The organism is Gordonia alkanivorans NBRC 16433 (assembly GCF_000225505.1).
GTDB lineage: Bacteria > Actinomycetota > Actinomycetes > Mycobacteriales > Mycobacteriaceae > Gordonia > Gordonia alkanivorans.
On the sequence record NZ_BACI01000087.1, the window covers coordinates 50,599 to 74,528 of the forward strand.

The 23,930-nt window shown below is 67.0% G+C and carries 22 protein-coding genes; 14 read left to right on the plus strand and 8 right to left on the minus strand.

Translation table 11 applies throughout. The annotated features are described in order from the left end of the window. Positions 1-20: 20 nt before the first annotated feature. Positions 21-1,088, minus strand: a complete 1,068-nt coding sequence (locus tag GOALK_RS15350; RefSeq protein WP_035754888.1) for an ABC transporter permease — start codon at positions 1,086-1,088, stop codon at positions 21-23. Between the two features lie 184 nt (positions 1,089-1,272). On the opposite strand from GOALK_RS15350, the gene GOALK_RS15355 reads away from it, so the two are divergent. Together GOALK_RS15355 and GOALK_RS15360 are read left to right on the plus strand one after the other, a co-directional pair. Continuing rightward, positions 1,273-2,445, plus strand: a complete 1,173-nt coding sequence (locus tag GOALK_RS15355; protein WP_006359750.1) for a sensor histidine kinase — start codon at positions 1,273-1,275, stop codon at positions 2,443-2,445. Next, a complete protein-coding gene (locus GOALK_RS15360; protein ID WP_006359751.1) occupies positions 2,442-3,068 on the plus strand; it encodes a response regulator in 627 nt (208 codons plus the stop codon). Before GOALK_RS15355 ends, GOALK_RS15360 begins: the two co-directional genes overlap by 4 nt. A 123-nt stretch (positions 3,069-3,191) precedes the next feature. Here the strand turns inward: GOALK_RS15360 and GOALK_RS15365 are convergent, their stop codons facing one another. The 4 genes from GOALK_RS15365 to GOALK_RS15380 all read right to left on the minus strand — a co-directional run bounded on the left by GOALK_RS15365 (position 3,192) and on the right by GOALK_RS15380 (position 6,513). Continuing rightward, positions 3,192-3,725: a hypothetical protein gene (locus GOALK_RS15365; protein WP_006359752.1), complete on the minus strand. Its 534-nt coding sequence runs from the start codon at positions 3,723-3,725 to the stop codon at positions 3,192-3,194. A 20-nt stretch (positions 3,726-3,745) separates the two neighbouring features. Next, entirely contained in the window at positions 3,746-4,270 is a 525-nt protein-coding gene (locus tag GOALK_RS15370; RefSeq protein ID WP_035754878.1) for a hypothetical protein, read from the minus strand. A gap of 111 nt (positions 4,271-4,381) precedes the next feature. Further along, on the minus strand, positions 4,382-6,079 hold the full coding sequence (gene pgi, locus GOALK_RS15375; RefSeq protein WP_006359754.1) for a glucose-6-phosphate isomerase: 1,698 nt from the start codon (positions 6,077-6,079) through the stop codon (positions 4,382-4,384). 74 nt (positions 6,080-6,153) lie between these two features. Beyond that, positions 6,154-6,513 carry a chorismate mutase gene (locus tag GOALK_RS15380; RefSeq protein ID WP_006359755.1) on the minus strand — a complete coding sequence of 120 codons (360 nt, stop codon included), beginning with the start codon at positions 6,511-6,513 and terminating at the stop codon, positions 6,154-6,156. 65 nt (positions 6,514-6,578) lie between these two features. Here GOALK_RS15380 and GOALK_RS15385 point away from each other — a divergent pair, with 65 nt between their 5' ends. Continuing rightward, positions 6,579-8,381: a hypothetical protein gene (locus GOALK_RS15385; protein ID WP_006359756.1), complete on the plus strand. Its 1,803-nt coding sequence runs from the start codon at positions 6,579-6,581 to the stop codon at positions 8,379-8,381. Between the two features lies 1 nt (position 8,382). Here the strand turns inward: GOALK_RS15385 and GOALK_RS15390 are convergent, their stop codons facing one another. Further along, complete coding sequence (locus tag GOALK_RS15390; protein WP_006359757.1) at positions 8,383-9,939, minus strand: hypothetical protein; 1,557 nt, start codon at positions 9,937-9,939, stop codon at positions 8,383-8,385. A gap of 194 nt (positions 9,940-10,133) precedes the next feature. Between GOALK_RS15390 and GOALK_RS15395 the strand changes: the two genes are divergently transcribed. Continuing rightward, entirely contained in the window at positions 10,134-12,644 is a 2,511-nt protein-coding gene (locus GOALK_RS15395) for a UvrD-helicase domain-containing protein (RefSeq protein WP_006359758.1), read from the plus strand. Between the two features lie 145 nt (positions 12,645-12,789). Here GOALK_RS15395 and GOALK_RS15400 read toward each other — a convergent pair whose 3' ends face one another. Continuing rightward, positions 12,790-13,938, minus strand: coding sequence for a M23 family metallopeptidase (locus tag GOALK_RS15400; RefSeq protein ID WP_035754802.1), 1,149 nt, complete (start codon positions 13,936-13,938; stop codon positions 12,790-12,792). A gap of 446 nt (positions 13,939-14,384) precedes the next feature. Here GOALK_RS15400 and sucC point away from each other — a divergent pair, with 446 nt between their 5' ends. Both sucC and sucD read left to right on the plus strand, forming a co-directional pair. Then, on the plus strand, positions 14,385-15,548 hold the full coding sequence (gene sucC / locus GOALK_RS15405) for an ADP-forming succinate--CoA ligase subunit beta (RefSeq protein ID WP_006359760.1): 1,164 nt from the start codon (positions 14,385-14,387) through the stop codon (positions 15,546-15,548). A 14-nt stretch (positions 15,549-15,562) separates the two neighbouring features. Then, on the plus strand, positions 15,563-16,465 hold the full coding sequence (sucD, locus tag GOALK_RS15410) for a succinate--CoA ligase subunit alpha (protein WP_006359761.1): 903 nt from the start codon (positions 15,563-15,565) through the stop codon (positions 16,463-16,465). Positions 16,466-16,540: 75 nt separating this feature from the next. Here the strand turns inward: sucD and GOALK_RS15415 are convergent, their stop codons facing one another. Next, positions 16,541-17,587, minus strand: a complete 1,047-nt coding sequence (locus GOALK_RS15415; protein WP_006359762.1) for a GmrSD restriction endonuclease domain-containing protein — start codon at positions 17,585-17,587, stop codon at positions 16,541-16,543. A gap of 160 nt (positions 17,588-17,747) precedes the next feature. Here GOALK_RS15415 and GOALK_RS15420 point away from each other — a divergent pair, with 160 nt between their 5' ends. The 8 genes from GOALK_RS15420 to GOALK_RS15460 all read left to right on the plus strand — a co-directional run bounded on the left by GOALK_RS15420 (position 17,748) and on the right by GOALK_RS15460 (position 23,930). Beyond that, a complete protein-coding gene (locus GOALK_RS15420) occupies positions 17,748-18,431 on the plus strand; it encodes a hypothetical protein (protein ID WP_232283180.1) in 684 nt (227 codons plus the stop codon). Further along, positions 18,428-18,904, plus strand: a complete 477-nt coding sequence (locus GOALK_RS15425) for an RDD family protein (RefSeq protein ID WP_006359764.1) — start codon at positions 18,428-18,430, stop codon at positions 18,902-18,904. Before GOALK_RS15420 ends, GOALK_RS15425 begins: the two co-directional genes overlap by 4 nt. Positions 18,905-18,998: 94 nt before the next feature. Next, a complete protein-coding gene (locus GOALK_RS15430; protein WP_006359765.1) occupies positions 18,999-20,468 on the plus strand; it encodes a carboxyl transferase domain-containing protein in 1,470 nt (489 codons plus the stop codon). Continuing rightward, the gene (locus GOALK_RS15435) at positions 20,465-20,863 is read left to right on the plus strand and encodes an NUDIX hydrolase (RefSeq protein WP_006359766.1); all 399 of its coding nucleotides are present in this window, start codon (positions 20,465-20,467) and stop codon (positions 20,861-20,863) included. The genes GOALK_RS15430 and GOALK_RS15435 overlap by 4 nt, the downstream gene beginning before the upstream one ends. A gap of 400 nt (positions 20,864-21,263) precedes the next feature. Then, entirely contained in the window at positions 21,264-22,619 is a 1,356-nt protein-coding gene (locus tag GOALK_RS15445) for a hypothetical protein (RefSeq protein ID WP_050918734.1), read from the plus strand. Positions 22,620-22,630: 11 nt separating this feature from the next. Further along, positions 22,631-22,924 (plus strand): hypothetical protein, encoded by a 294-nt coding sequence (locus GOALK_RS15450; RefSeq protein WP_006359769.1) that lies wholly within the window; start codon positions 22,631-22,633, stop codon positions 22,922-22,924. Beyond that, complete coding sequence (locus tag GOALK_RS15455; RefSeq protein ID WP_006359770.1) at positions 22,924-23,229, plus strand: hypothetical protein; 306 nt, start codon at positions 22,924-22,926, stop codon at positions 23,227-23,229. Before GOALK_RS15450 ends, GOALK_RS15455 begins: the two co-directional genes overlap by 1 nt. 80 nt (positions 23,230-23,309) lie before the next feature. Continuing rightward, positions 23,310-23,930, plus strand: a complete 621-nt coding sequence (locus GOALK_RS15460) for a nitroreductase family protein (protein WP_040004254.1) — start codon at positions 23,310-23,312, stop codon at positions 23,928-23,930.

The window sequence follows — 23,930 nt, forward strand, 5'->3', positions numbered from 1 at the left end:
TCTTTGGGTTCGGGAGTGACTCAACGGGCGGCAGCGAGGGCGGTCAGGGGATCAATCTTGATGACGCGGGCCAGAGAGGCGGCCGCGCCGATCATGCCCATCGCGACGAGGATCAAGAATGGAACCAGCGTGTTGGCAGGCGTGAGCGCGAAGGGAACCGCCTGCGCAGCGATCGTTCCCAACCCGAACGCGGCCAAGGCCCCCGAGCCGGCACCGACCACGAGCACGATCAAGCTCTGACCGAGCGCGTCGCGCAGCAGGTACCCGGTGGACGCGCCGACCGCCTTGAGGACGGCGAGTTCCTGGCCGCGCTGGATGGTCCATACGGTGAAGAAGGCGCCGACGACCAGTGCACTGACGATCATGAGCATCGCCTGCATCAACAGCAGCGATCCGCGCTCGGAGGTGTACGAGCCGATTGCTTCGAGCGCACCGTTCTGATCGGTGATGGCGGTTCCGGTAGCGGCTTCGACGTCGCCGGCGTCGAAGTCACCGGAGGTGCGTAGCGCCACCACCGTGCCGTCTGCGCCCCCGGCCGACGGCAGCGTTGTCCAGGCGGCGCGGTCCATCCAGATCACGGGCTGGTGACTGTAGAACGAGTCGTCGACCAGGGCGGCAATGATGAAGTGTTTGTCGCTCATCGTGATTCGGGTTCCCGTCGCCCAGCCGTTGTCCTTTGCCAGGTCAGCGTCGACGGCTACCGTCCCGGGGCCCAGCGGGACCGGGGCGGCGAAGGAGCGCCCGTCGACACCGAAGGCCGCGGCAGCGACTTCCCGGCCGTCAACGCTGATCCGTGCCGAGGCGATCCCGATGATCGACGCGGCCCGGACGCCGTCAGCGGCGGCCAGGTCGTCCTGCTGCCGCGGGGTCACGGTCGATTCCGTGAACGAAACCGGCTGCCCGTCGGCCGGCACGCTGAAAGCAAAGTGGTCGGCGCCGAGATTCTTGATCGCGGCGATGGACTGATCGCCGAGTCCGGAGGTCAGCCCCGACAGCATGACCACCATCAGCGAAATGAGGAACAGGGCCGAGCTCATGAGGGTGAATCGGCCCTTTGCAGAACGAAGATCACGGATGCTGAGGAACATGTATTCCAGGGTCGCGAAGTGAAGAGGGGCAGACATCGCGCTTCGGTTGGGTTCGCCGATCCATCAAAAGTTGGAGATCGGTGTCTGGCGCCACGAAAGCCAGTGATGCGCTGTTAGCGTGAGCGCGGTGTCGAGGAGTGGTCTGCGAGCATCCGCCGTGCCCCATCCGGGCGATGGCGGACCGGTGCTGCGTGTCATGCAGGTCGGCGCGCATCTACTGTTCTTCCTGCTCTTGAGCGTCGGTATCGTGCGCGCCGTCGCCGACAGCGACCATCCCGCTCCGGTTGTCTCGCTCGCTGCTGTGGTCGCGGCGTGGTACCTGTGCGGCATCTGGTTCGTGCGGCGTCGAGGTCTCGAGAACGGCGAGCCGATAGAGCGTCGGCTGGGGCAGCTGTGGTTCGCGGTGTTGGTGGTCGGGTGGCTGATGCTCATGCTGGCTGATGCCAACTTCGTCTGGCTGGCGTTCGCCCTGTTCTTCTTGTGTTTTCCCTTGTTCTCGACTCCGATCGCTCTGACGGTGACCGCCGTGTTGACGGGGGCCGCGATCGCGGCGACTCTGTGGCACGGCACAACCAACACGGCGGCCTCGATTGTCGGGCCGGTGTTCGGAGCGGCTGCCGCCGCAGGGATGGCTGTGGTCTATCAGCAACTGGTGCGGCAGTCGACTCAGCGACAGCAGTTGGTGGACGAGCTCACCGAGGCACACCACGAACTACTCGACGCGCAGGATGAACTGGTGGCGTTGCAGCGCGAAACCGGTGCGCTCGCCGAACGCTCCCGGCTCGCTCGGGACATCCACGACACTCTGGCGCAGGGATTTTCGTCGATCCTGCTGTTGTCTCGTGCCGGGCAGCGGGGCCCGGGAGATCCCACAGCGATCTTCACGCAGATCGCCGAGACCGCGCAGCAGAACCTCGTCGAGGCACGCCGGGTGGTCGAAGCCCTCGCACCGGCCGCGCTGGAGACCGCACCGCTGCAGTCCGCGCTGCGTCGTCTCCTCGATCAATTGCAGCGCCAGACCGGCATCACCGCTGAACTGATCACCGATGGCGAGACGATGTCACCCATCATGGACTATGACGTCGCCCTGCTCAGAGTGGCGCAGAGTGCCCTGGCGAACGTGCGGCTGCACTCGCAGGCTCGACGGGTACGGGCGACGTTGAGCTACTCCTCGGACGAGGTGCGGCTCGACATCGTCGATGACGGTATCGGCTTCGACCAGCGTGAGGCCGGCGGATTCGGGTTGCGCTCGATGCGAGACCGACTTGCCGAACTCGGCGGCACCCTCGTCGTCGAATCGGCCCCAGGAGACGGAACCGCCGTCGCCGCCACTCTTCCGATCGGGAGGTCAGCGTGAGCGGGGTGCGGGTACTGCTCGTCGACGATCACCCAGTAGTCCGGGCGGGGTTACGCGCGTTGCTGGCCTCCCACGACGACGTTTTGGTGGTGGCCGAGGCTGCCTCGGGCGAGGAGGCAGTGGCTTCGGCGATGAGCACGAAGCCCGACGTGGTGTTGATGGATCTGCGACTTGGCGACGGAATAGACGGGGCCCAGGCGACCGCTCAGATTGTGGCGGCCTCTGATCCGCCGCGGGTCGTGGTGCTCACCACTTATGACACTGACGCTGACATTCTGCGAGCCGTCGAAGCCGGCGCGGCCGGTTATCTGCTCAAGGACACCGATCCGGAGGTGTTGATCGAATCGGTATTTGCAGCGGCGCGGGGGGAGACCGTCTTGGACCCCGACGTCGCTCGGCGCCTCTATCGACGCATGCAGCGGCCACCGGCCGATCTCAGCGCCCGCGAGGTCGAGGTGCTCTCGCTGGTGGCCAAGGGATTGTCCAACCGGGCCATTGCGAAGCAGCTGGTGGTGAGTGAAGCCACAGTCAAATCCCATCTGGTGCACGCGTTCACCAAGCTGGACGTCGACAATCGCACCGCCGCGGTCGTGGCCGCGCGTGAACGAGGTCAGATCATCTGATCGGAACGTACGCGGCAGTACTCGACCGGTGGACCGTGACCGATCGCTGAACGCGGCCGCAGCTCGACGTGACCGACCTCGACGCGGTACCGCTCGCCTTCGGGGCGACTACTTCCAGGGCGACTACTGCCAGTAGCTTTCGTCGAACACCTCGTCGGGGATCTCGTCGCCCGGTTCGACGCCGAGTTTCTCGAGTCGTCCCATGATCGCGGCGGCGGTGGCCACGAAGGTCACGAGATCTTCTGACTCGACGGATCTTTCGGCCGGATCACCGCCGAGGAACTCGTACAGTGCCGGTGGTACACAGGCGCCCATGTCGAGTGCGCGGGTTCCCGTGGCGGACCGCCAGGCGTCAAAGCTGGCGACGTCGACGGCCTCGGCGACCTCGCCCGTCCGGACGGCGGCGAGGACGTCGACGAGGGTCGCCAGCTCACCCGATGATCCGCTGGATGCGTCGAACCCGAACACCGTCTCGGCGTCAATCGATTCGTCCTCGGCGAGGGTGAAGTAGACGACGCCACGCCAATCCGAGGCCAGTGCCTCGATGTCGGTCCGCCCGAAGATGTCTCCTAGCAACTCGCTGACCTGCTCGCGACGGCGACTCCCGAACAGCTGGAATGCGCCCGACGCCACGATCTGTCCCTGCTTGTTCGCCACAGACCGTCACCTTACGCACGTCAGTCGTCGATGCCGAGCACGACCACGCGGCCTGTCGACGGCGACAGATACACGGTCGCCTGCCATTCGCCCGACGAGAACGCGTCGTCGACGTGCGGCCCACCCACGAAATCGCCGGCCGGGATGACGTCGCGCAAGTCGGCGGCCACCGAGTCGGGCGTAGAGACAGGCACAGCGTGGTACCCATCGGCCCAGGCGGTTACTCGGTCGGGGCCGACGTCGACGACGGCGTCGAACCAGTAGGTGGTGGGACCGGGAACACGCTCGGAAGCGCCGGGTGCGGACCCGAGCGTGCCGGCCACCCAGCCGTCGACGTTCCCGTCGGCGAGCAGCGGGAACCGGATTGCGACCGCCTCGATGTCCCTGCTGGGACCGGCGGTTACGACCTTGGCCAACGGCAACGTGGAGGTCGAGGTCCTGGGCGCACGGTCGACGGGATCGCCGGGCGTGCAGCCGGCGCCCACGAGAGCCAGTGCGGTGACCGCGAATCCGGCCGCGAGTCGTCGAATCCGTTGTGGCAGCATCCCGCCACGGTAGCTTCCCGCGGCACCGCTTCCCATCCGCTTATTGGATCCGATAAGCGCGAGGGAACCGGCCGGGCGGGAAGGAAACCCGCACGCGGGAGCGGCCGATCTTCAGACCGCGCGACCCCGGTGCCTGCGGTACCAGGCGACCAGCTCATTGGTCGACGAATCGGCGTCGGCGGCGGGCGCGTCGGCCTGGGTGATGGTGCCCAGCAGCGCCTTTGCCTGGGTTTTGCCGAGTTCGACGCCCCACTGGTCGAACGGGTTGATCCCCCAGACGGCGCCCTCGACGAAGACCTGGTGTTCGTACAGGGCGACCAGCTGTCCGATCACCGAGGGCGTCAGCCGGGGAGCGAGGATCGAGGTGCTGGGACGGTTACCCGGCATCACCTTGTGCGCCACCACATGTGCGGGCACCCCCTCGTCGGCGATCTCGTCGGCGGTCTTGCCGAAGGCGAGCACCTTGGTCTGCGCGAAGTAGTTGCTCATCAGCAGGTCGTGCATCGACCCCGACCCGTCGGGGCCTGCGGGTAGGTCGTCGGTGGGCTCGGCGAAACCGATGAAGTCGGCCGGCACGATCCGCGTGCCCTGGTGCAGGAGCTGGTAGAAGGCGTGCTGGCCGTTGGTTCCCGGTTCGCCCCAGAAGATCTCGCCGGTGTCGGTGGTGATGTGGTGTCCGCTCGCGGTCACCGACTTGCCGTTCGACTCCATCGTCAGCTGTTGCAGGTAGGCGGCGAAGCGCGCCATGTCGTTGCTGTAGGGGAGGACAGCCCGGGTGCCGATGTCCCAGAAGTTGTTGTACCAGAGGCCGATCAGGCCGAGGATGACCGGTGCGTTCTGTTCGAGCGGCCGGGTGCGGAAGTGTTCGTCGACAAGATGGAATCCCTCGAGGAACTCGGCGAAGCGCTCCTTGCCGATCGCGGCCATCACCGACAGGCCGATCGCCGAGTCGACGGAGTAGCGACCGCCCACCCAGTCCCAGAAGCCGAACATGTGGGTGGTGTCGATGCCGAACTTCGCCACCTCGTCGGCGTTGGTGCTCACCGCGACGAAATGCTTTGCCACCGCCTCGGTCCCGGCGTCGAGGGCCTGCAGCAACCAGCTCCGCGCGGCGGCCGCGTTGGTCAGCGTCTCGAGAGTGGTGAAGGTCTTCGACGCGATGATGAACAGGGTGGTCTCGGGGTCGAGACCGTCGAGGGTGCCGACCATGTCCGCGGGATCGACGTTCGAGACGAAGTGGCAGCGGATACCGTCGTCGACGTAGTGGCGAAGCGCCTGGTACACCATGACCGGTCCCAGATCCGATCCGCCGATGCCGATGTTCACCACATCGGTGATGCGTTTTCCGGTGTGGCCCTTCCACTCTCCGCTGCGGAGACGGTCGGTGAACTCGCCCATCCGGTTGAGGACCTCGTGAACGTCGGCGACCACGTCCTGCCCGTCCACGGAGAGTGTCGCGTCGGCGGGCAGACGAAGAGCGGTGTGCAGGGCGGCGCGGTCCTCCGAGGTGTTGATGTGCGCCCCGGCGAACATGTCGTCGCGGCTCTCCTCCAGCCCGACCTCGCGCGCCAGGCTCATGAGCAGTTCGAGCGTCTCCCGCGTCACCCGGTGCTTGGAGTAGTCGATGTGCAGATCGCCGACGTCGACGGTCAGTTCGCGGCCGCGCTCGGGATCGATCGCGAACACCTCGCGCAGATGCATGGCGTACACATGCGGCTGGTGCGCGGCGAGAGCCTGCCAGGACTGTGTTGCGGTGATGTCGCCGTGGTCGGTGCCGGTGAAGTCGCTGCCGGGTGCCTGCGTGCTCATGACACCCAACCCTATGTCGTCGGCGTCTCCACCGCGACGGTCGTCACACCCGGCGGTGAAACTTCACCGTGGCGTCAGCGGCCGAGGGGACCCCGGCCGAGTCGGAGCAGGAGCATCGCGAGGGTGTGACCCTCCTTGCCGAGTTCGGCGAACCGGTCGATGACCTTGACCTCGCGGCTGTGCACGAGTCGCGGACCACCCGACGCCATGCGCGCGGCGCCGATCTTCTTCGAGACCGCCGAGCGTCGTTTGATCGCACCGAGGATGACGGCATCGAGCCGGTCGATCTCGAGGCGCAGCTCGTCGATGTCGTCCGGCAGGTCGTCGACGTCCGAGGTCAGCTGGTACTTATCGAGATCGATCGAGTTCTCGAAGGACGTCGGAGTCGACTGTCGGGGCTCGTCGGATCCGGAGCTCGGGCTGCGATCGGTCACGGCCTGATTTTGCCACGGCGCACCTCCCCGGCCCGCCGGTGCCCACGACATGGACACTGGAGCGCATGCTCAACGCGCGCATGATGTCGATGATCGCGGTGGCCCTGATCGCCGGACAGCTGATCATCCGGGGGTGGCTCGTCGCGACCGGCAACTTCTACTGGGACGATCTGGTGCTGATCGCCCGGGCCTCGTCGAATCCCATCCTGTCCTGGGAGTACCTGGGGCACAGCCACGACGGCCATTTCATGCCGGCGGCCTTCCTGCTGGCCGGGGTGGCCACCTGGCTGGCGCCGGTCAACTGGGCGCTCCCAGCGCTGACGCTGATCGTCCTGCAGGCGATCGCGTCGGTCGCGGTGTGGCGGATGATCCGCGTCATCGCACCCGCGGCCCGCGCCGGGGCGCTGGTGGCGCTGGCGTTCTATCTGTTCAGCCCGATGACGGTGCCCGCCTTCGCCTGGTGGGCGTCGGGCCTCAACACGTTACCGATGCAGGCGGCACTGGCGTGGATCGTCGCCGACGCCGTGGGACTCGCGCGGGGAGACATCGACCCGGAGCGACGCCGGGCGGTGTGGATCCGCTCGACGGTGGTCTTCGTTGTCGCCCTGGCCTTCTTCGAGAAGTCGTTGTTCATCCTCCCGATCGCCTTTGTCGCCGCGGTGCTCGCGAGCGGTGCGGGACGGACCGCGCTGACCGCGACCCTGCGCGCCGGCCGCGAGCTGTGGTCGTCGCTCGCCGTGGTGACCGCGCTCTGGGTCGTCGTGTACTTCGTCACCGCCGATCCCTTTGCGGGCAACCATTCGGTCGGCCAGAGCGCGCGACTGGTGTGGCGGTCGGTGAACCACGCGATCGTGCCGTCGCTGGTCGGCGGCCCGTGGGAGTGGGACCGGTGGACGCCGGGCCCGCCCACCGGTTTCCCCGCAACGTGGATGATCGTCGCCGGCTGGCTGGTGTTGGCGGCGGTCACGTGGTGGGCGGTCAGCCGCAGGCGTGGGGCGGTACCGATCATCGCGTTCGCCGCGCTGTACGCGGTGGCCGCCCAGATCCCGGTGATGTGGAACCGCTCGAGCCCGGAGACCGCGGTCGCCCTCGCGCAGCACATGCGGTACCTCCCCGACACCGCGCTCGTCTTCGCCATCGCGATCGCGCTGCTGGCCGGCGCCCGGTCGACGACCGCGCCCGCCCCGGAACGCCGCCACTCTGCCGAGGAGAAGTCGCCCGCCGTGCTGCTCGTGCCGGTTGTCGCTGCGCTCGCGATGGTGTCGGCGGTGGTCTCGCTCGTGTCGTTCTCCGCGTCGTGGCGCGACAATCCCACCGGCGACTACCTGAAGACGGCGGTCGCGACCCTGCACGACAACGCCGAAGCGACGCTGCTGGATCAGTCGGTCCCGCTGGAGATCCTGCAACCGGTCGTCTACCCGGACAATCAGATCAGCCGCATCTTCGGTCGCGTCGATCCGCGACCGGAGTTCGGTACCAGCACCGACCGGCTCCTCGTCCTCGACACCGCGGGCAACGCAATGCCCGGCGGGGTGACCCAGCGACGGCTCGTCGGTGCGGGACTCGGCAACTGTGCCCGGCCGGAGGTCTCGGGGCCGACGCGCCTGGCACTCGACGGCCCGTTGTTCCCGTGGCCGTGGACCGTCGCACTGAGCTACTGCGCCACCCGCGACGGCGAGGTCGAGATGAAGCTCGACGGTGGACAGGCCATGCGCGTAACGGTCCGTTTGGGCCTCGGCTCCATCTACGTCCGCCTCGACGGCGGCGGCGACGCGATCTCGATACGCCCGGTGACCGCAGGCCTACGACTCCACACCGGCGCCGGCCGGGTCGGCGAGGCGGTCGAGGCGCGCTTCGTCGGCGGTTGACCTACTCGTAGAAGTAGGCGCTGACGTTGTCGGTCTGCCCCTCGGATGCGATCAGTGCACGCAGCGCCGACGCCGCCTCCGGCTCGTTGACGAAGTAGACGACCTGCACGTCCCCGGCGGCCTCGACCTGCTCACCGATCTGCTTCTTGAGCACCTCGGTGCCCTCCCAACTCGGGTCGAAACTGCCGCCGCTGATGTGCTCTTTGTAACCCGGACCGAAGGTGATGTGCAGGTTGCCGTCGGTGCCGATGCCGTCGAAGAGATACCCGCCGCGCTTGACCGCGTAGTAGCTGGGGAGGCCGGTGATCCCGGCGCCGTAGCGGGCCTGGTCGGGGCTCTTGTTGCCGGTGCGGACGTAGACGACCTCGGTGTTGGTCTGCTTCTCGTTGTCGTCGATCAGCTTGTTGAGATCGGCCTCGGTGGTGTCCAGGAAGGCCAGGTACGTATAGGCCGAACGCGGTCCGATCGACGAGTTCGCCGGCAGGTTGGTCGCCGTACACCTCGTGGTGGCGGTGCGGCCGAAGTCGACGCGCACGACCGGCTTGCACTCGCCGCCCAGCGCGCCCGCGGGACGACCGCCGACCGCGAAGTTCAGGGTCATGCCGTAGTTGAAATGGCCGGTGACGTCGTCGGCCCACGGGATACCGGAGACGGAGAAGTCGTAGGCGCAGGCCGCGGTGGTGCACTCGCCGACGAGGCGCGGGGTGACGACCGGCTGCTTGGCCCACAGGCCCGGTGCCGGCGCCGACAGCAGATCGCCGACGAGTGCGCGCTGATTGGCGAACACCTTCTGCGCCTGGTCGGCCGGCTGCAGGCTCACCGAGGTGTCGATGTCGTAGGTCGCCGATCCCTGCTTGGACTGCCCCTTGACGTTGGTGACGTTCTTGGACTCGGGGTCGAAGGTGACCTCCCAGCTGCCGACCTTCACCTTGTTGTCACCGACGAACTCGATGGGCGGATCGCTCGTCGGCCAGCGGCGGGCGTCGGGCGTGCCCTTGTTCGGGGCCGGCAGTTCGACGCCGAGCTGCGGTTCGGAACCGAACTCGACGTTGCCGATGTCGCCGGCCAGGTTGTCCGGGCCGAGGATGGTCCCGAAGCGGGGCAGACTGGTGAACCGCGTCGACGCCCACTTGTTGTCCAGCGGTGCCATGTCGAGGTTCAGCTTCTCGTCGGCGACGAGCAGCTCGTTCCACAGCGAGGTGGGCGCGCTGATGTACGGGTTGTTGCTGATCTGGCGGTATTCGCCCTGCTCGGAACCCAGCGACACCGTGCCCTCGGCGGTGTTGGATGTCGTCACGATCAGATCGCTGAACTCGACCGTGCCTTCGCCGCGGGCGTCGTCGTACTTGTAGGCGACCTTGCCGGTGTACTTGGCCGCGGGGCTCGTCGCCATCTTGAAGAGCACCTCGTCGAGGCTCTTCTGCGCGCGGAACGCGGCGGTCGGTTCGACCGTGCCCGCGCTGCTGAACGGCACGAACGACAGGATCAGGGCGAGCACGAGAGCCAGCGCTCCGACACCGAGGGTGATGGCGGCGGGGGCAATCGACGGTCTCTTCATGTTCGCCTCTTTCGGTCGCCGAGGCACGCCAACCGCATCGACGGGCGCCCCGAGCCAGTGATACCGGGTCATCGTAGCCGCGGGACCAGGCATCTCGGGTCCCAACGCACGGGGTGGTCGAGCGATCGGACGACGGGCATCCGGCCCAAGGCCGACGGGGCGGTGTCGGGGCGGGCGGGTAGCCTGGACTACCGATGAACAGCTCTTCTTCTGCCCCTCTCCTCGCCGGTCGCACGTCTTCCTCGTCTTCGGGGACGACTGCCGCCGACGACCGTGTCGCCCGCCTGCTCGAGGGCCTCAACCCGCAGCAGCGCGCCGCGGTCCTCCACGCGGGCGCGCCGCTGCTGATCGTCGCCGGCGCGGGTTCGGGCAAGACCTCGGTCCTGACTCGCCGCATCGCCTACCTGCTGGCGGCCCGCGACGTGACGCCCGGGCAGATCCTGGCCATCACCTTCACCAACAAGGCCGCCGCCGAGATGCGCGAGCGCGTCATCGACCTGGTCGGGCCGCGGGCCGCCTACATGTGGGTCTCGACCTTCCACTCGACGTGCGTCCGCATCCTGCGGGCGCAGTCGGGCCTGCTGGAGGGGATGAACTCCAACTTCTCCATCTACGACGCCGACGACTCGAAGCGGTTGTTGGGCATGATCATCCGCGACCTCGACCTGGACCCGAAGAAGTTCAGTCCGCGCGGCGTCTCGGTGGCCATCTCGAACTTCAAGAACGAGCTGATCTCGCCCGACGCGGCCGCGGCCTCGGTAAACGAGGACGACTTCACCGCGGCGACGATCGCGAAGATCTTCGCCGAGTACCAGCGCCGGCTGCGGGCGGCCAACGCCTTCGACTTCGACGACCTGATCGGCGAGACCGTCGCGTTGCTGCACCGTCACCCGCAGGTCGCCGAGTACTATCGGCGCCGCTTCCGGCACGTCCTCGTCGACGAGTACCAGGACACCAACCACGCCCAGTACGTCCTCATCCGCGAACTGGTGGGGGAGCAGACCACCGCGAGCGGCCTCGAACCCTCCGAACTGTGCGTCGTCGGTGACGCCGATCAGTCGATCTACGCCTTCCGCGGCGCCACCATCCGCAACATCGAAGAGTTCGAGCGTGACTTCACGAACGCCGAAACAGTTCTGCTCGAACAGAACTACCGCTCGACGCAGACGATCCTGTCGGCTGCCAACGCGGTCATCGCGCGCAACACCGGCCGTCGCGAGAAGAAGCTCTGGACCGACTCCGGCGACGGCGAGCTCATCGTCGGCTATGTCGCCGACTCCGATCGTGAGGAGTCGACGTTCATCGCCAAGGAGATCGAGGAACTCACCGACTACTCGATCGGCGGGTCATCGAGCTACAAGTACTCCGACATCGCGGTCTTCTACCGCACCAACACCGGCTCCCGTGCGATCGAGGAGGTGTTCGTCCGCCACGGCATCCCCTACAAGGTGGTCGGCGGCACCAAGTTCTATGAGCGCAAAGAGGTCCGGGACGTGGTCGCCTACCTGCGGGTGGTCGCCAACCCCGACGACTCGGTGAGCCTGCGGCGCATCCTCAACACCCCCCGACGCGGAATCGGCGATCGCGCCGAGGCCTGTGTCGCCGTGCATTCGGAGAACACCGGCCGCAGCTTCTACGAGTCGCTCGTCGACGCCGCCGAGGGCAAGGTCGCGCTACTGAACACACGCGCGGTCAAGCAGATCGGCGGCTTCGTCGAACTCATCGAGGGCCTGCGCGCCGACTTCCTCACGCACTTCGGCGAATCCGACACCGACGACGCCGACACCGCCTTCCTCGACGCCACCGAGGAGTCCGCCGACATCGGTGAACTCGTCGACGCGATCGTCGAACGCACCGGTTACCGGTCCGAGCTGGAGGCGTCGAACGATCCCCAGGACGGCGCCCGGCTCGACAACATCAACGAACTCGTCGCCGTCGCACGGGAGTTCAGCGCCGATGCCGCCCAGGTCGATCTGGAGGCGGACGATGATCCGTCCATCGAGGTGGACCGCGAGGGTGAACCCGAACCCGGTTCTCTTGCAGCATTTCTCGAGCGGGTCTCGCTGGTCGCCGATGCCGACCAGGTGCCCGACGAGGGTGACGGCGTCGTCACGATGATGACGCTGCACACCGCGAAGGGCCTGGAGTTCCCGGTCGTGTTCGTGACAGGCTGGGAGGACGGGCATTTCCCGCACATGCGTGCACTCGGTGACCCGAACGAACTGAGTGAGGAACGCCGCCTCGCCTACGTGGGCATCACCCGCGCCAAGCAGCGTCTGTACCTGACCCGATCGGTGACCCGTGCATCATGGGGGCAGCCGGTGTCGAATCCGGAATCCCGCTTCCTGCCGGAGATCCCGCAGCACCTGATCGACTGGCGGCGCACCGAGCCGCGTCGTTCGGTACGTGGCTTCGGCGGATCGTCGGGCGGCGTGTTCGGTCGCGACGACTCGTTCTCGGGCAGTGGCGGCGGTTCGTCGTTCGGTCGCGGCCGGTCGTCGTACTCCTCCGACCCGGCCCGCGGACGCAACAAGCAGGTCCACCTCGACATCGGCGACCGGCACAACCATCCCAAGTACGGCATGGGCAAGGTCGTGGCCAAGGAGGGCAGTGGCGCCACCGAACGCGTCACCATCGACTACGGCGGCAGTGCCGGACGCGTCACCTTGCTGACCGCAGGTGGCATCCCGGGAGAAAAGCTCTGAGCAGCACGATCACGTTGCGTTTGGTCCCGCATGCCGGGATGGTCTGATCCGGGACAGATCGCAATGTGATCGTGCCGGCAGTGATTTCAGGGAGCGACGGGGCGGGCGTGAGCGCGTCGCACGCCTCAGATGGCGGAGAGAGGATCTAGCCGGTGTAGCCGGAGAGCTTGACGCCCTTGGCGGCGAGCCACGGCACCGGATCGATCTTGGTGTTGCCGTCCTTCCACACCTCGAAGTGGAGGTGCGGGCCGAACGAGAAGCCCTCGTTGCCCACGAGTGCGATGACGTCGCCGGCGGTGACCTTCTGTCCCGCGCTGACGAGGACGCCCGACGAGGACATGTGGCCGTACATGGTCACCGTGCCGTCGTCGGCGCGGATCTGAACCCAGTGGCCGTAACCGGAGGCCGGTTCGGCCTTGATGACGACGCCGTCGGTCGCCGCGTGGATCGGGGTACCGAGCGGGGCGGCCATGTCGATGCCGCCGTGCATGGTGCCCCAGCGCATCGCGAAGGCGGAGGTGAAGTCGTACTTGCCGAGCGGGATCGGCGAGGTGAAGAGTGGGCGACGGGCCAGGGCCTCGCGCTGCGCCTCGTCGGCGGCCATCTTGGCGCCGACGCCGAGCTGGTCGGTGAAGACGTTCATCTGGTCGGTGACCGGCGACGCGGTGGCCACTCCCGGGCCGAGGTCGACGGGGGCCGTGGCGTCGTTGACAGCTGCGGCGTTGGTGGTGGCGGTGGTGGTCGACGGGTCGTCGGTGGCACCCACCTGGGAGACCGCGGCAACGGCTGCGCCGGCCGCCATGGCGATCAGGGCGGCGCGCCCACCCTTGAGGGCGTTCGGCGGGGCCGCGATGCGGTGCTTGCCGCGGCGACGGACGCGCTGGCCGGCCGGATTGGTGCGGAACGGACGGAGGTCGGAGTCGGACTCGTTCTCGTCGTCGACGAGAATGTCGAGCTCGGCGCCCTCGACGTCGAACGGCTCGTCGTGTTCGTACTGATCGAACTCGTGCTCGGGGATCAGGATGTCCTGGGTGATCTCCGAGTGGGTCGGGCGGTAGTAGCCCTTCCAGGACGAGGGGGTCCAGGTGGTCTCTTCGGACGGTGTCCGGGTGGTGGAAGCAGACGAGCGGGGGGCTTCGTAGCCGAAGTCGTAATCGCTGAGGTCGTAGTCCGTGTCGTCGTCGACGAAGGGGATGATGGTGGTCATCTCCTCTGCTGTGAGGTCGTCGACCAACCCGCCCGATCGGACGCGGCTCGATCCGCGTGAGACTCCGGGTCCCGCCAAATCGTCCACCTCATCTCTTCGCTACCGCGGATCCGACGTAATGTCCGTAATCCTTCTGTGACCAACTCTGAGAGCCGACGGTAACGAAATGATTGCGGCAAGTCCAACCGTAGAAAGCCGCTAATCGGAAATTTGTGAGCTGAGTCACAAGATATTTCCAACTTCGTCAAACCGTCGAATCTTGGGTTTGCCGACCTGGATGCGTGGCTTCCCCGGGTTTGTCGCCGCGATCGATTCAACACCCCGGGCCGCGGGCGTGTCCGGCCGGGTCCGGCGTCCGGCGAATCTGCCAGGTGAGAGGTATCGAGACGTACTCGGGAGTAGGTTCGTACCGAGCGAGTGATCTGTCGCACATGGGCAGGGTGCGCGCGAAGGGGCGATAAAGCACGGGTTTAAAGTCCGATATGGCCCGCGTTACACCCTTGGGCGGGCAAATCTACGAGATGGTGAGCTGAATGGATCTCTTCGAATACCAGGCGAAGGAACTGTTCGCCAAGCACGGGGTTCCCACCACACCCGGTCGGGTGACCGATGATGCCGCCGACGCGCGGGCGATTGCCGAGGAAATCGGCAGGCCTGTGATGATCAAGGCGCAGGTCAAGACCGGCGGACGTGGCAAGGCAGGTGGCGTGAAGTACGCCGCTACCCCGGACGACGCGCAGTCCTACGCCTCCAACATCCTTGGCCTCGACATCAAGGGCCATGTCGTGAAGAAGCTGCTGGTCGCCGAGGCCAGCGACATCGCGGAGGAGTACTACATCTCCTTCCTCCTCGATCGTTCCAACCGCACCTACCTGGCCATGTGCTCGGTCGAGGGCGGCATGGAGATCGAAGAGGTCGCCGCGACCAAGCCCGAGCGTCTCGCCAAGGTCGCCGTCGACGCCGTGAAGGGTGTCGACCTGGAGACCGCCCGCTCGATCGCCGAGCAGGGCCATCTGCCTGCCGAGGTCCTCGACGCCGCGGCCGTGACCATCCAGAAGCTGTGGGAGGTCTTCGTCGCCGAAGACGCCACCCTGGTGGAGGTCAACCCGCTCGTCCGCACGCCGGACGATCAGATCCTGGCCCTCGACGGCAAGGTCACCCTCGACGAGAACGCCGATTTCCGTCAGCCCGGCCATGCGGAGTTCGCCGACATCGAGGCGACCGACCCGCTCGAGCTCAAGGCCAAGGAGAACGACCTCAACTACGTCAAGCTCGACGGACAGGTCGGCATCATCGGTAACGGTGCGGGTCTGGTCATGTCGACCCTCGACGTCGTCGCCTACGCCGGTGAGAAGCACAACGGTGTGAAGCCGGCCAACTTCCTCGACATCGGTGGCGGTGCCTCGGCCGAGGTCATGGCCGCCGGCCTGGACGTCATCCTCAACGACGATCAGGTCAAGAGCGTCTTCGTGAACGTCTTCGGTGGCATCACCGCGTGTGACGCTGTCGCCAACGGCATCGTCGGCGCCCTGGAGAAGCTGGGGTCGGAGGCCAACAAGCCTCTCGTCGTCCGCCTCGACGGCAACAAGGTCGACGAAGGTCGCAAGATCCTGGCCGATGCGAACCACCCGCTGGTCACGCTCGCCGAAACCATGGACTCGGGCGCCGACAAGGCCGCCGAGCTGGCGAGCAAGTAAGGGAGCCACGGAATATGTCGATCTTTCTGAACAAGGACAACAAGGTCATCGTCCAGGGCATCACCGGTGGTGAGGGAACCAAGCACACCGCCCTGATGCTCAAGGCCGGCACCAACGTCGTCGGTGGCGTCAACGCCCGCAAGGCCGGCACCACGGTCTCGCATGTCGACGCCGACGGCAACAACGTCGAACTGCCGGTGTTCGCCTCCGTCGCCGAGGCCATGAAGGAGACCGGGGCCGACACCTCGATCGCCTTCGTCCCGCCGAAGTTCTCCAAGGACGCCATCATCGAGGCGATCGACGCGGAGATCCCGCTGCTGGTCGTCATCACCGAGGGCATCCCGGTACAGGACAGCGCTTACGCGTGGGCCTACAACGTGGAGAAGGGCGCCAAGACCCGCATCATCGGTCCGAACTGCCCCGGCATCATCACCCCGGGTGAGGCTCTGGTCGGCATCACGCCGAACAACATCACCGGCAAGGGCCCGATCGGTCTGGTCTCCAAGTCGGGCACCCTGACGTACCAGATGATGTACGAGCTGCGCGACCTCGGCTTCTCGACCGCCATCGGCATCGGCGGCGACCCGGTCATCGGCACCACCCACATCGACGCCATCGAGGCGTTCGAGAAGGACCCCGAGACCAAGCTGATCGTGATGATCGGTGAGATCGGTGGCGACGCCGAGGAGCGTGCCGCCGACTACATCAAGGCCAATGTCTCCAAGCCGGTCGTCGGCTACGTCGCGGGCTTCACCGCGCCGGAGGGCAAGACCATGGGTCACGCCGGTGCGATCGTGTCCGGTAGCTCCGGCACCGCGCAGGCCAAGAAGGAGGCCCTCGAGGCCGCAGGCGTCAAGGTCGGCAAGACGCCGTCCGAGACCGCCTCGCTGGCACGGGAGCTCTTCGAGGCCCTGTAAGTCGTCTCGACACCGAAAAACCCGAGCGGGATCATCCGCTCGGGTTTTTTCGTGCGTTCGTCGTTCTGAGCGCGACTACTCGCAGGCGACCCCGTCGCCGTCACGGTCGAGCTTGGCGCGGTAACCGGGCTGACCCGCGTACAGCGGGGCCGCTCCGGCCGCACGGGCCGCCGAGCAGTTGGCGTAGTACGCCGAGGACGGCGCGTCCACCGGCGGCGTCGTCTCGGCCGGCGGGGCGTAGAGCTGTGGGGGCGTGTAGGTCGTCTCGGGGACCGGGGTCGCCGTTGAGGTGCGCGTCTCGGTGCGCTCGGTGGTCGTCGGTGCCGCTGCCGTGGCGCCGCACGAGGACAGGACACGGATGATCGCGTCCTTCTCCGCCTGGGTCACCCAGAGCCGGTAGGCGGCCTTCACCTCGACCTGACGGGAGACGTAGGTGCACCGGTAGCCCTTGTTCGGCGGCAGCCAGGTCGCGGCGTCGCCGGCACCCTTCTTCTGGTTCGTCGGACCGTCGACGGCCTGCAGGTTGCGCGGATCGTTGGCGAAGTCGACGCGCTGCTGCGGGGAGAGTTGCTGCGCGCCCTTCTGCCACGCGTCCGAGAGTGCGACGACGTGATCGATCTGGACCGCCGAGGACGTCCCCTGACCGCGGACGAAGCGGATCGTGGTGCCGGTGTAGGGATCGCCGAGCGTGCCCGACACGACGGCGCATCCGTTCGAACCCGGTTTGAGGGCGACGTCGGTCAGGTCGCGGCGCAGGATGTCGTTACGAGTGTCGCACCCGTTGTGTCCGCCCTCGACGGTGACGTCATCGGACCAGGCCTGCCCGAACAGGTCGCGGTCGTATCCGGTCTTGGGTGCGCGTCCCTTCACCGCCAGGGTGTTCAGGGTCTGCAAGGCGTTGTCCGCAGCCGGTGCCGAGGCCACGGTGATCACGGGCGCCGGGGTGGGCAGCGGCGCCTCGGTGGTCACCGTGACGGCCGAGGTGGTCTCCGGTGTCGACGGCGTCGCAGCGGTCTGCTGGCCGATGCCGCAGCCGGCGGCGACGAGTGCGAACACAGCGACGGGGGCCGCGAGCAGCCATCGGGACACCGGGTGCGCGCGTGGGGGTACGGATTCGGGCATCGTCGAGCAAACCTCTCATAGGACTGATCACCATCATGACGCGCACTTGTCTCGACGGGCCTCGGGCACCATATCGGTCCTGAACCGGTGCCGTTACATGGCACTCGACGTGACACGATTGCGACGGTCGGGGCTCATCCCCTCGTGCGATAATTCGTCGGTGAACCCCGAGGCGCGGCGCAGCGCGCTATCCCAATTGGCGAGGGAGTCGCTGCATTTCGCGGGTGTCGTCATCGACGTCGCCGAGCGTCTACCGGTCGTGGGCGGAGTGGTCGGCTCGGCGCGTACCGGCGTGCAGGAGTTCGTCGTCGACACCCGCGCCTGGGTCGCCACGACGACCCGAACGATCCTCGGTGCGGTCATCCGCGAGGTCGTCGAGGTGCTCACCGAAGAGGTGGATCTCACCGACCTCGTGCTGAACCACGTCGATCTCGAGCGGCTCATCGCCGAGGTCCTCGCGGTCATCGACCTCAACGCCGTGATCGAGACCGTTGACCTCGATCGTGCTGTCGCGCAGGTGGATCTGATGAAGGCGATCGACCTGGTCGACCTCGACGAGGTGATCGGGAAGGTCGACCTCGACGCGGTGGCCGCCAAACTCGACATCGACGCGGTCCTCGACCGTGTCGACCTCGTCGAGCTGGCCGAGGAGATCATCGACGGCGTCGACCTCCCCGACATCATCCGCGAGGCCAGCACCTCGGTCACCGCCGACGTGATGACAGACGTGCGCAGCACCAGTGAACGTGCCGACGACGCGGTCGCCAACGCGGTCAACCGCTTCCTGCGTCGCCGTGGTGCCGAGGCGGTCGAGGCCACCAGGCAGGACGGGGCGACCGAATGACCGCTGAACCCAAACCTGCTCACCCGGCGGTCCATCGGGCGCATGCCGTGCAGGACCGGGACAAGAACGCCGGGATCGTGAGTCGCGGAATCGCGGCATTCCTCGACCTGCTCGTCGTCTGGACGATCCTGGGAGCCTGCTACGCGGGACTCGCGCTGATGAAATTCGTGGTCTCGGTCAGTGAGTACCGGTTTCCCGAGGTCAATCTGTTCTTCACCACAACGGGTTTCGTGGTCACCTCGGTGCTCTACCTGGCCACGTGCTGGGAGGTGTCGGGGCGCACGCTCGGCTCGGTGGTGATGGGACTCCGCGTGGTGAACAGCAAGGGCGAGCGCATCCGGCCGGCGGTCGCGGTTCTGCGGGCGCTGATCTGCACGCTCTTCGCGATCGGACTGGCGTGGGCGGTGGTCGATCGCCGACGACGCTCGGTCGCCGACGTCGTCCTGCGCACCCGCGTCATCTACTCTCGCTGACCGACTTCAACAGGGCCAGACGGAGTTCATCGGCTCTCTCCTCTGGAGGCTGATCTCCCGGGAGGCAGTGCACGAGCGGGATACGGTGTGATGCATGGGTGAACGGGCACGGCTGTCGGCCGTGGAGCTGCGGGGGATGATCGTCGACGACGGGTCGTGGGAGTCGTGGGACACCGCGATCGTCCGCCCCGCGGTCACCTCTGACGGCGACGACCGTGCCTACGCCGACGACCTGGCCCGCGCCCGGGTGCGTAGCGATTCCGACGAATCGGTGATCACCGGCGCCGGTCTGATCGGCGGTCACCGCGCGGCGATCGTCCTCAGCGAGTTCGGCTTTCTCGGCGGGTCTATCGGCCGTGATGCCGGCGCGCGCATCGTCGAGGCGATCGGCCGGGCCACAAGGGAACGGATTCCGCTGATTGCGTTGCCCGCGTCGGGCGGCACCCGCATGCAGGAGGGGACCGCGGCGTTCCTCCAGATGGTCGCGATCACCGGAGCCGTCACCGCGCACAAGGCGGCCGGGCTGCCGTACCTCGTCTATCTGCGGCACCCCACGACCGGCGGGGTGTTCGCCTCCTGGGGGTCGCTCGGTCACGTCACGTGGGCGCAACCCGGCGCGCTCGTCGGGTTCCTCGGGCCCCGTGTCTATGAAGGACTCTACGGCGAACCGTTTCCCGACGGGGTACAGACGGCCGAGAATCTCTTCCGCACAACGGTCGTCGACGATGTGGTGGAACCGGACGCTCTGGCCGGGCGGCTCGCGGCGGTGTTGCGACTGCTCACCCTGCACGGTGGCGCGCCGCGGACGCAGGCTCCGCAGACCGCGCCCGACGATTCGGGCACGCCGGCGCACCACGCCTGGGCCAGCGTCCTCGCGACCCGTGAACCGGGTCGGGCGGGGTTGATCGAGTTCCTCTCGCAAGGGGATTCGGCAGCGCTGTCCGACGCCGGGCCACTTCGCTTCGCACTCAGCGACTTCGGCGGCCGCGTGGCGATGGTCGTCGGCTACGACAGGGTGTCCCAGGACAACGGCGAGCTGCCCGGTCCCCGGCATCTGCGTGAGGCGCGCCGGGCGATCATCGCGGCAGGCGATCTCGGGTTGCCCGTGGTCACCGTCATCGACACGCCGGGGGCGGAGCTGTCGGTGGTCGCCGAGGAGGGCGGACTCGCCGCCCAGATCGCCCGCTGCACGGTCGAATTGATCACGGTGCCGGTACCGACCGTCTCGGTGATGCTCGGCCAGGGTGCCGGCGGTGCGGCGTTGGCGCTGTTCCCGGCCGACCTGCGGGTGGCCCGCGCGGACGCGTGGTTGTCGCCGCTACCGCCGGAGGGGGCGAGTCTCATCGTCCACCGCGACCTCGAACATGCCGGCGAGATGGCCACGCGCCAGGGCATTCTCGCCGGCCGGCTCGCGGTTCAGGGCATGGTCGACGTGATCGTCGACGCGGACTCCGATGCGGACGCGCTGGACCGGATCCGCGAGGCGATCGGCCGGTATCTCGCAAGTTCGCCGGCGCCGGATCCGCGGGCGCGCACCCGGGTGCCCGCGGCGGACGTCCGATGACCACGCGCATCGTCGCGGTCGGTGCTGTGCTGACCGACGGCGAGGGACGCGTCTTGCTCATCCAACGGCGAAACCCGCCGCAGGCCGGGAAGTGGACCGTGCCGGGCGGAAAGGTCGAACCCGGCGAGTCCATCGAGGCGGCAGTCGCGCGGGAGATGCTGGAGGAAACCGGCTTTCACGTCGAAGTGGGGGAGTTGCTGTGGACCGTCGACATCCCCGGCCCTGACGACGTGGTGTTCGAGGTCCATGACTTCGCCGCGCGGATCGTGTCCGGCACCCTGTGCGCCGGTGACGACGCCGTGGACGCCGGTTGGTTCACGGCTGAAGACCTGACCGAACTCCCGGTGACCCGCGGGTTGCTGAAGCACCTTCGCAAGCACGGAGTGTTGGGCTAGGGAGCCTCGGTCGGGTGTGGACTGCTGCGACAGTGCCGATACGTCCAGCGGTATATTCTTCCGAATCAGGGCGCGGGGAGGGGATTGTCTTGTCGGGAGAAGTGAATCCGGACAGCCTGAGAGTGGCGTCGGGCACGCTGGCTCAGCTTTCTGGAGATGTCGATTCGGCTCCCTTCCTGGGCGCCGCCGAAGTCGCGGCACAACTGGTGGGGAGCAGTGTGGGGTCTGCGCTCGGTGAGTCGAATACGGCGAGTACACGCGCCAAGCAGGTGGTCAAGGCGAGGTATGACCAGTTCGCAAGTCTCCTGTCGCTGTCTGCGGACACATACAGCGACTCGGACGCGGAGGCCGCAGCTCGCATCGCGGGTGTGCCCGACATCAACTCCGCGACTAGCGGTGGGTGAGTGTGACCACTCCAAGTGACGTTCTGAGTTGGAACATTGACTCTCTGCGAGAGTTGTCCACCCGGTCCGCGGCGATCGCCGATGCAATGGTCGGGACGTCAAAGACCATGCGAGACACGGTCTATGATCTGGCCTGGACAGGCGGTGGGCGACGAGCTGCTGAAGACCGGGCCGAACGAGAACGAGAGCAGATCGGCGCGGTGGCGTCCGGCTACGACGCGCTCTCGGCGGCGGCGGCCGGCGCTCATGGGGCGATGTCGCATCCCGTTTCCGAGATTCGTTCGATCATTCAGAACTACGTGATTCCCCCTGTCACACTGTCTGATTCATGGGTCGTCGACGGCGTCGAGGACTGGAGTTCCGAAGCAGGACTGCAGCTGGCCCGACTCGGCGGATTGGTGTCCTCTCTCGTCGGCGCCGACGCCACCTGGGGTGCCGAGGTCGCCGAGGCGACCCAAACTCTCGAGACCATGGCGTCAGAGGAAGCACTGACGTCTGCGCTCGCGGTGATCGCGGACTCCAAGCGACAGAGTCCGCGCGCAGATCCGGAGCGCATGCGTGCCTCTGCGGCTGCCTTCGAGGAGATATTCGGGCGCGAACCATCTGGCTCGCTCGACTGGAAGACTGCCGAGGCGCTGAATCCGGACAGTTACGACCCGAAATACCAAGGCGTCGGACCCGGAATCAAGGTCGCGCGCATCGAACCGGTGCCCGGGCAAGGTGTTGTACGCGCGGCACTGTATATACCGGCGGCCGAGGTGTTCAATGCTCCGCATTACGACCTGGGGGACGATCGGGCAGAGGTTGCGAACTTCGACCCGGAGCATGCCCGTGTCGTCATGTACGTGGACTACGAGAACGGCCTGATCGTCACGAGACAGAATCCCTCGGTCGACTCCACTGGTCAGGTACGGGTCGGTGAGCCTGAGGTCCAGGCACAGCAGCGACCCGATGGATCGGTCATGGTTCAGTACGACGCGGTCAATCCGTTCGCGCCGCCCGGCGCTTCGGTCACCGGCCACACCGTCAACGGCTCGCTTGTCCTGCAACCGACCAGCGGAAACCCCGGCATCGCTCGGATCATTGCCGGTGGTGAGATCACCGATTATCCGTCGGTCGAGATCTACCAGGACAATTCGGCCGGACAGAGCCGCCCCGTGCTGATCGACGCGGCCGACTCCGGCAGTGCAGTGGGGCCGTTGTTCAACCTGCCGGACTACCACGAGGTCGGCGGGGGCCGAGCGATGATGGATCCCTTCAAGGCCGACTTCGACGACCCGAACTGGGAACGGAACAGACCGACGAATCTCGGAGACCCGGACAATCCCCCCACCGTTGTCATGGTGCGATAGTGTCGCGGCCGATGAAGCACCGTGCGCTACTCGCGGATTCCCGATTCTGGCAGGCAGCCACCGTGGCCGTACCGGTCTCGGTGGCATTCGCCATTTTCGTCTTCATGATTCTGGCCGGGATCACGGACCGACTGAATCCGGAGTGGTCGTCGTCGCTGGGAGTGGTGATAGGCATTGCAGGCGTGGTCCTCCTGACGATCGCTGTCGGCCTGTGGTGGCGCCGAACACCGCGGTGTGCGGGAGCAGCTCTGGGTGTCTTGGCCGCGAGTGTGGTGGTCGCGTACGTCGCGTTGGTGACACTGTGATGACGACCCTGTCGACGAGGTATCGACGTGAGGACTGGTTCGGGCCGGAATCGTTTGGTGCAGTCGTGATCGGCATGCTCGTGATGTCGTTGCCGTTCACCGGATTGGCCTCCAGGGATGCGCTGTGGCTGGTCGTCGGGCCACCGTTGACCGGGCTGGTCCTGCTCGCACTGAGCACGGCACCCGTTCGGGGCGTGCGATCGGTACGGCGGGCCGGAACGGGACTTGTGGCGGGTGGTGCCGGAGCGATCATCTCGATACCTGTTCTCCTGGCCGGGGCCGCGCTCGGATCGGCCATCGCCTGAACCGACGAAGCCGCCCGGTCCGAGCCTGATCTGACCACGGCTGGTGGTGCCCACCGCCCGACGTGTGGAAGATGGGGGACATGACCGAACTCCTGCCGCTCGATCCCGACCAGCTGCTCTCGACGACGCGCTCGGTGCGCAAACGTCTGGACTACGACCGCCCGGTCCCGCTCGACGTGGTCAAGGAAGCGCTCGAGGTCGCACTGCAGGCGCCGACCGGCAGCAACAGCCAGACCTGGCACTGGATCGTGCTCACCGACCCCGAACTCAAACAGAAGGTCGCCGACTACTACGCGCAGTCCTTCTCGAAGTACTACGCCGCCCAGCAGCCGCGCGACGAGACCGGCAAGCGGGTCGCGTCGAGCGCCCAGTACCTCGCCGACACGATGGGGCAGGTCCCGGTGCTGGTCATCGGCGCGATCTACACCGGCGGCGACCTGCCCGAGGGCAACCAGGCCGGCGTCTGGGGCTCGCTGCTGCCGGGCGCCTGGAGTCTGCAGCTCGCGCTGCGTGCCCGAGGCCTCGGTTCCGCGTGGACCACGCTGCACCTGGCACACGAGAAGGAGATCGCCGAGCTGCTCGGCATCCCCGCGGGCATCCACCAGGGTGTCCTGTTGCCGGTGGCCTACTACACCGGCACCGACTTCAAGCCGGCTCCGCGTAAGCCCCTCGACTCGGTGCTCCACATCGACGGCTGGTGA

What these genes read in the sequence shown, in the direction of transcription:
- GOALK_RS15425 (WP_006359764.1), top strand. Translation starts at nt 18,428, where the DNA reads ATGACCGCTGAACCCAAACCTGCTCACCCGGCGGTCCATCGGGCGCAT.
- GOALK_RS15395 (WP_006359758.1), top strand. Translation starts at nt 10,134, where the DNA reads ATGAACAGCTCTTCTTCTGCCCCTCTCCTCGCCGGTCGCACGTCTTCC.
- GOALK_RS15435 (WP_006359766.1), top strand. Translation starts at nt 20,465, where the DNA reads ATGACCACGCGCATCGTCGCGGTCGGTGCTGTGCTGACCGACGGCGAG.
- GOALK_RS15370 (WP_035754878.1), bottom strand. Translation starts at nt 4,270, where the DNA reads ATGCTGCCACAACGGATTCGACGACTCGCGGCCGGATTCGCGGTCACC.
- GOALK_RS15415 (WP_006359762.1), bottom strand. Translation starts at nt 17,587, where the DNA reads ATGCCCGAATCCGTACCCCCACGCGCGCACCCGGTGTCCCGATGGCTG.
- sucD (WP_006359761.1), top strand. Translation starts at nt 15,563, where the DNA reads ATGTCGATCTTTCTGAACAAGGACAACAAGGTCATCGTCCAGGGCATC.
- GOALK_RS15350 (WP_035754888.1), bottom strand. Translation starts at nt 1,088, where the DNA reads ATGTTCCTCAGCATCCGTGATCTTCGTTCTGCAAAGGGCCGATTCACC.
- pgi (WP_006359754.1), bottom strand. Translation starts at nt 6,079, where the DNA reads ATGAGCACGCAGGCACCCGGCAGCGACTTCACCGGCACCGACCACGGC.
- GOALK_RS15450 (WP_006359769.1), top strand. Translation starts at nt 22,631, where the DNA reads ATGAAGCACCGTGCGCTACTCGCGGATTCCCGATTCTGGCAGGCAGCC.
- sucC (WP_006359760.1), top strand. Translation starts at nt 14,385, where the DNA reads ATGGATCTCTTCGAATACCAGGCGAAGGAACTGTTCGCCAAGCACGGG.
- GOALK_RS15385 (WP_006359756.1), top strand. Translation starts at nt 6,579, where the DNA reads ATGCTCAACGCGCGCATGATGTCGATGATCGCGGTGGCCCTGATCGCC.
- GOALK_RS15460 (WP_040004254.1), top strand. Translation starts at nt 23,310, where the DNA reads ATGACCGAACTCCTGCCGCTCGATCCCGACCAGCTGCTCTCGACGACG.
- GOALK_RS15390 (WP_006359757.1), bottom strand. Translation starts at nt 9,939, where the DNA reads ATGAAGAGACCGTCGATTGCCCCCGCCGCCATCACCCTCGGTGTCGGA.
- GOALK_RS15430 (WP_006359765.1), top strand. Translation starts at nt 18,999, where the DNA reads ATGGGTGAACGGGCACGGCTGTCGGCCGTGGAGCTGCGGGGGATGATC.
- GOALK_RS15455 (WP_006359770.1), top strand. Translation starts at nt 22,924, where the DNA reads ATGACGACCCTGTCGACGAGGTATCGACGTGAGGACTGGTTCGGGCCG.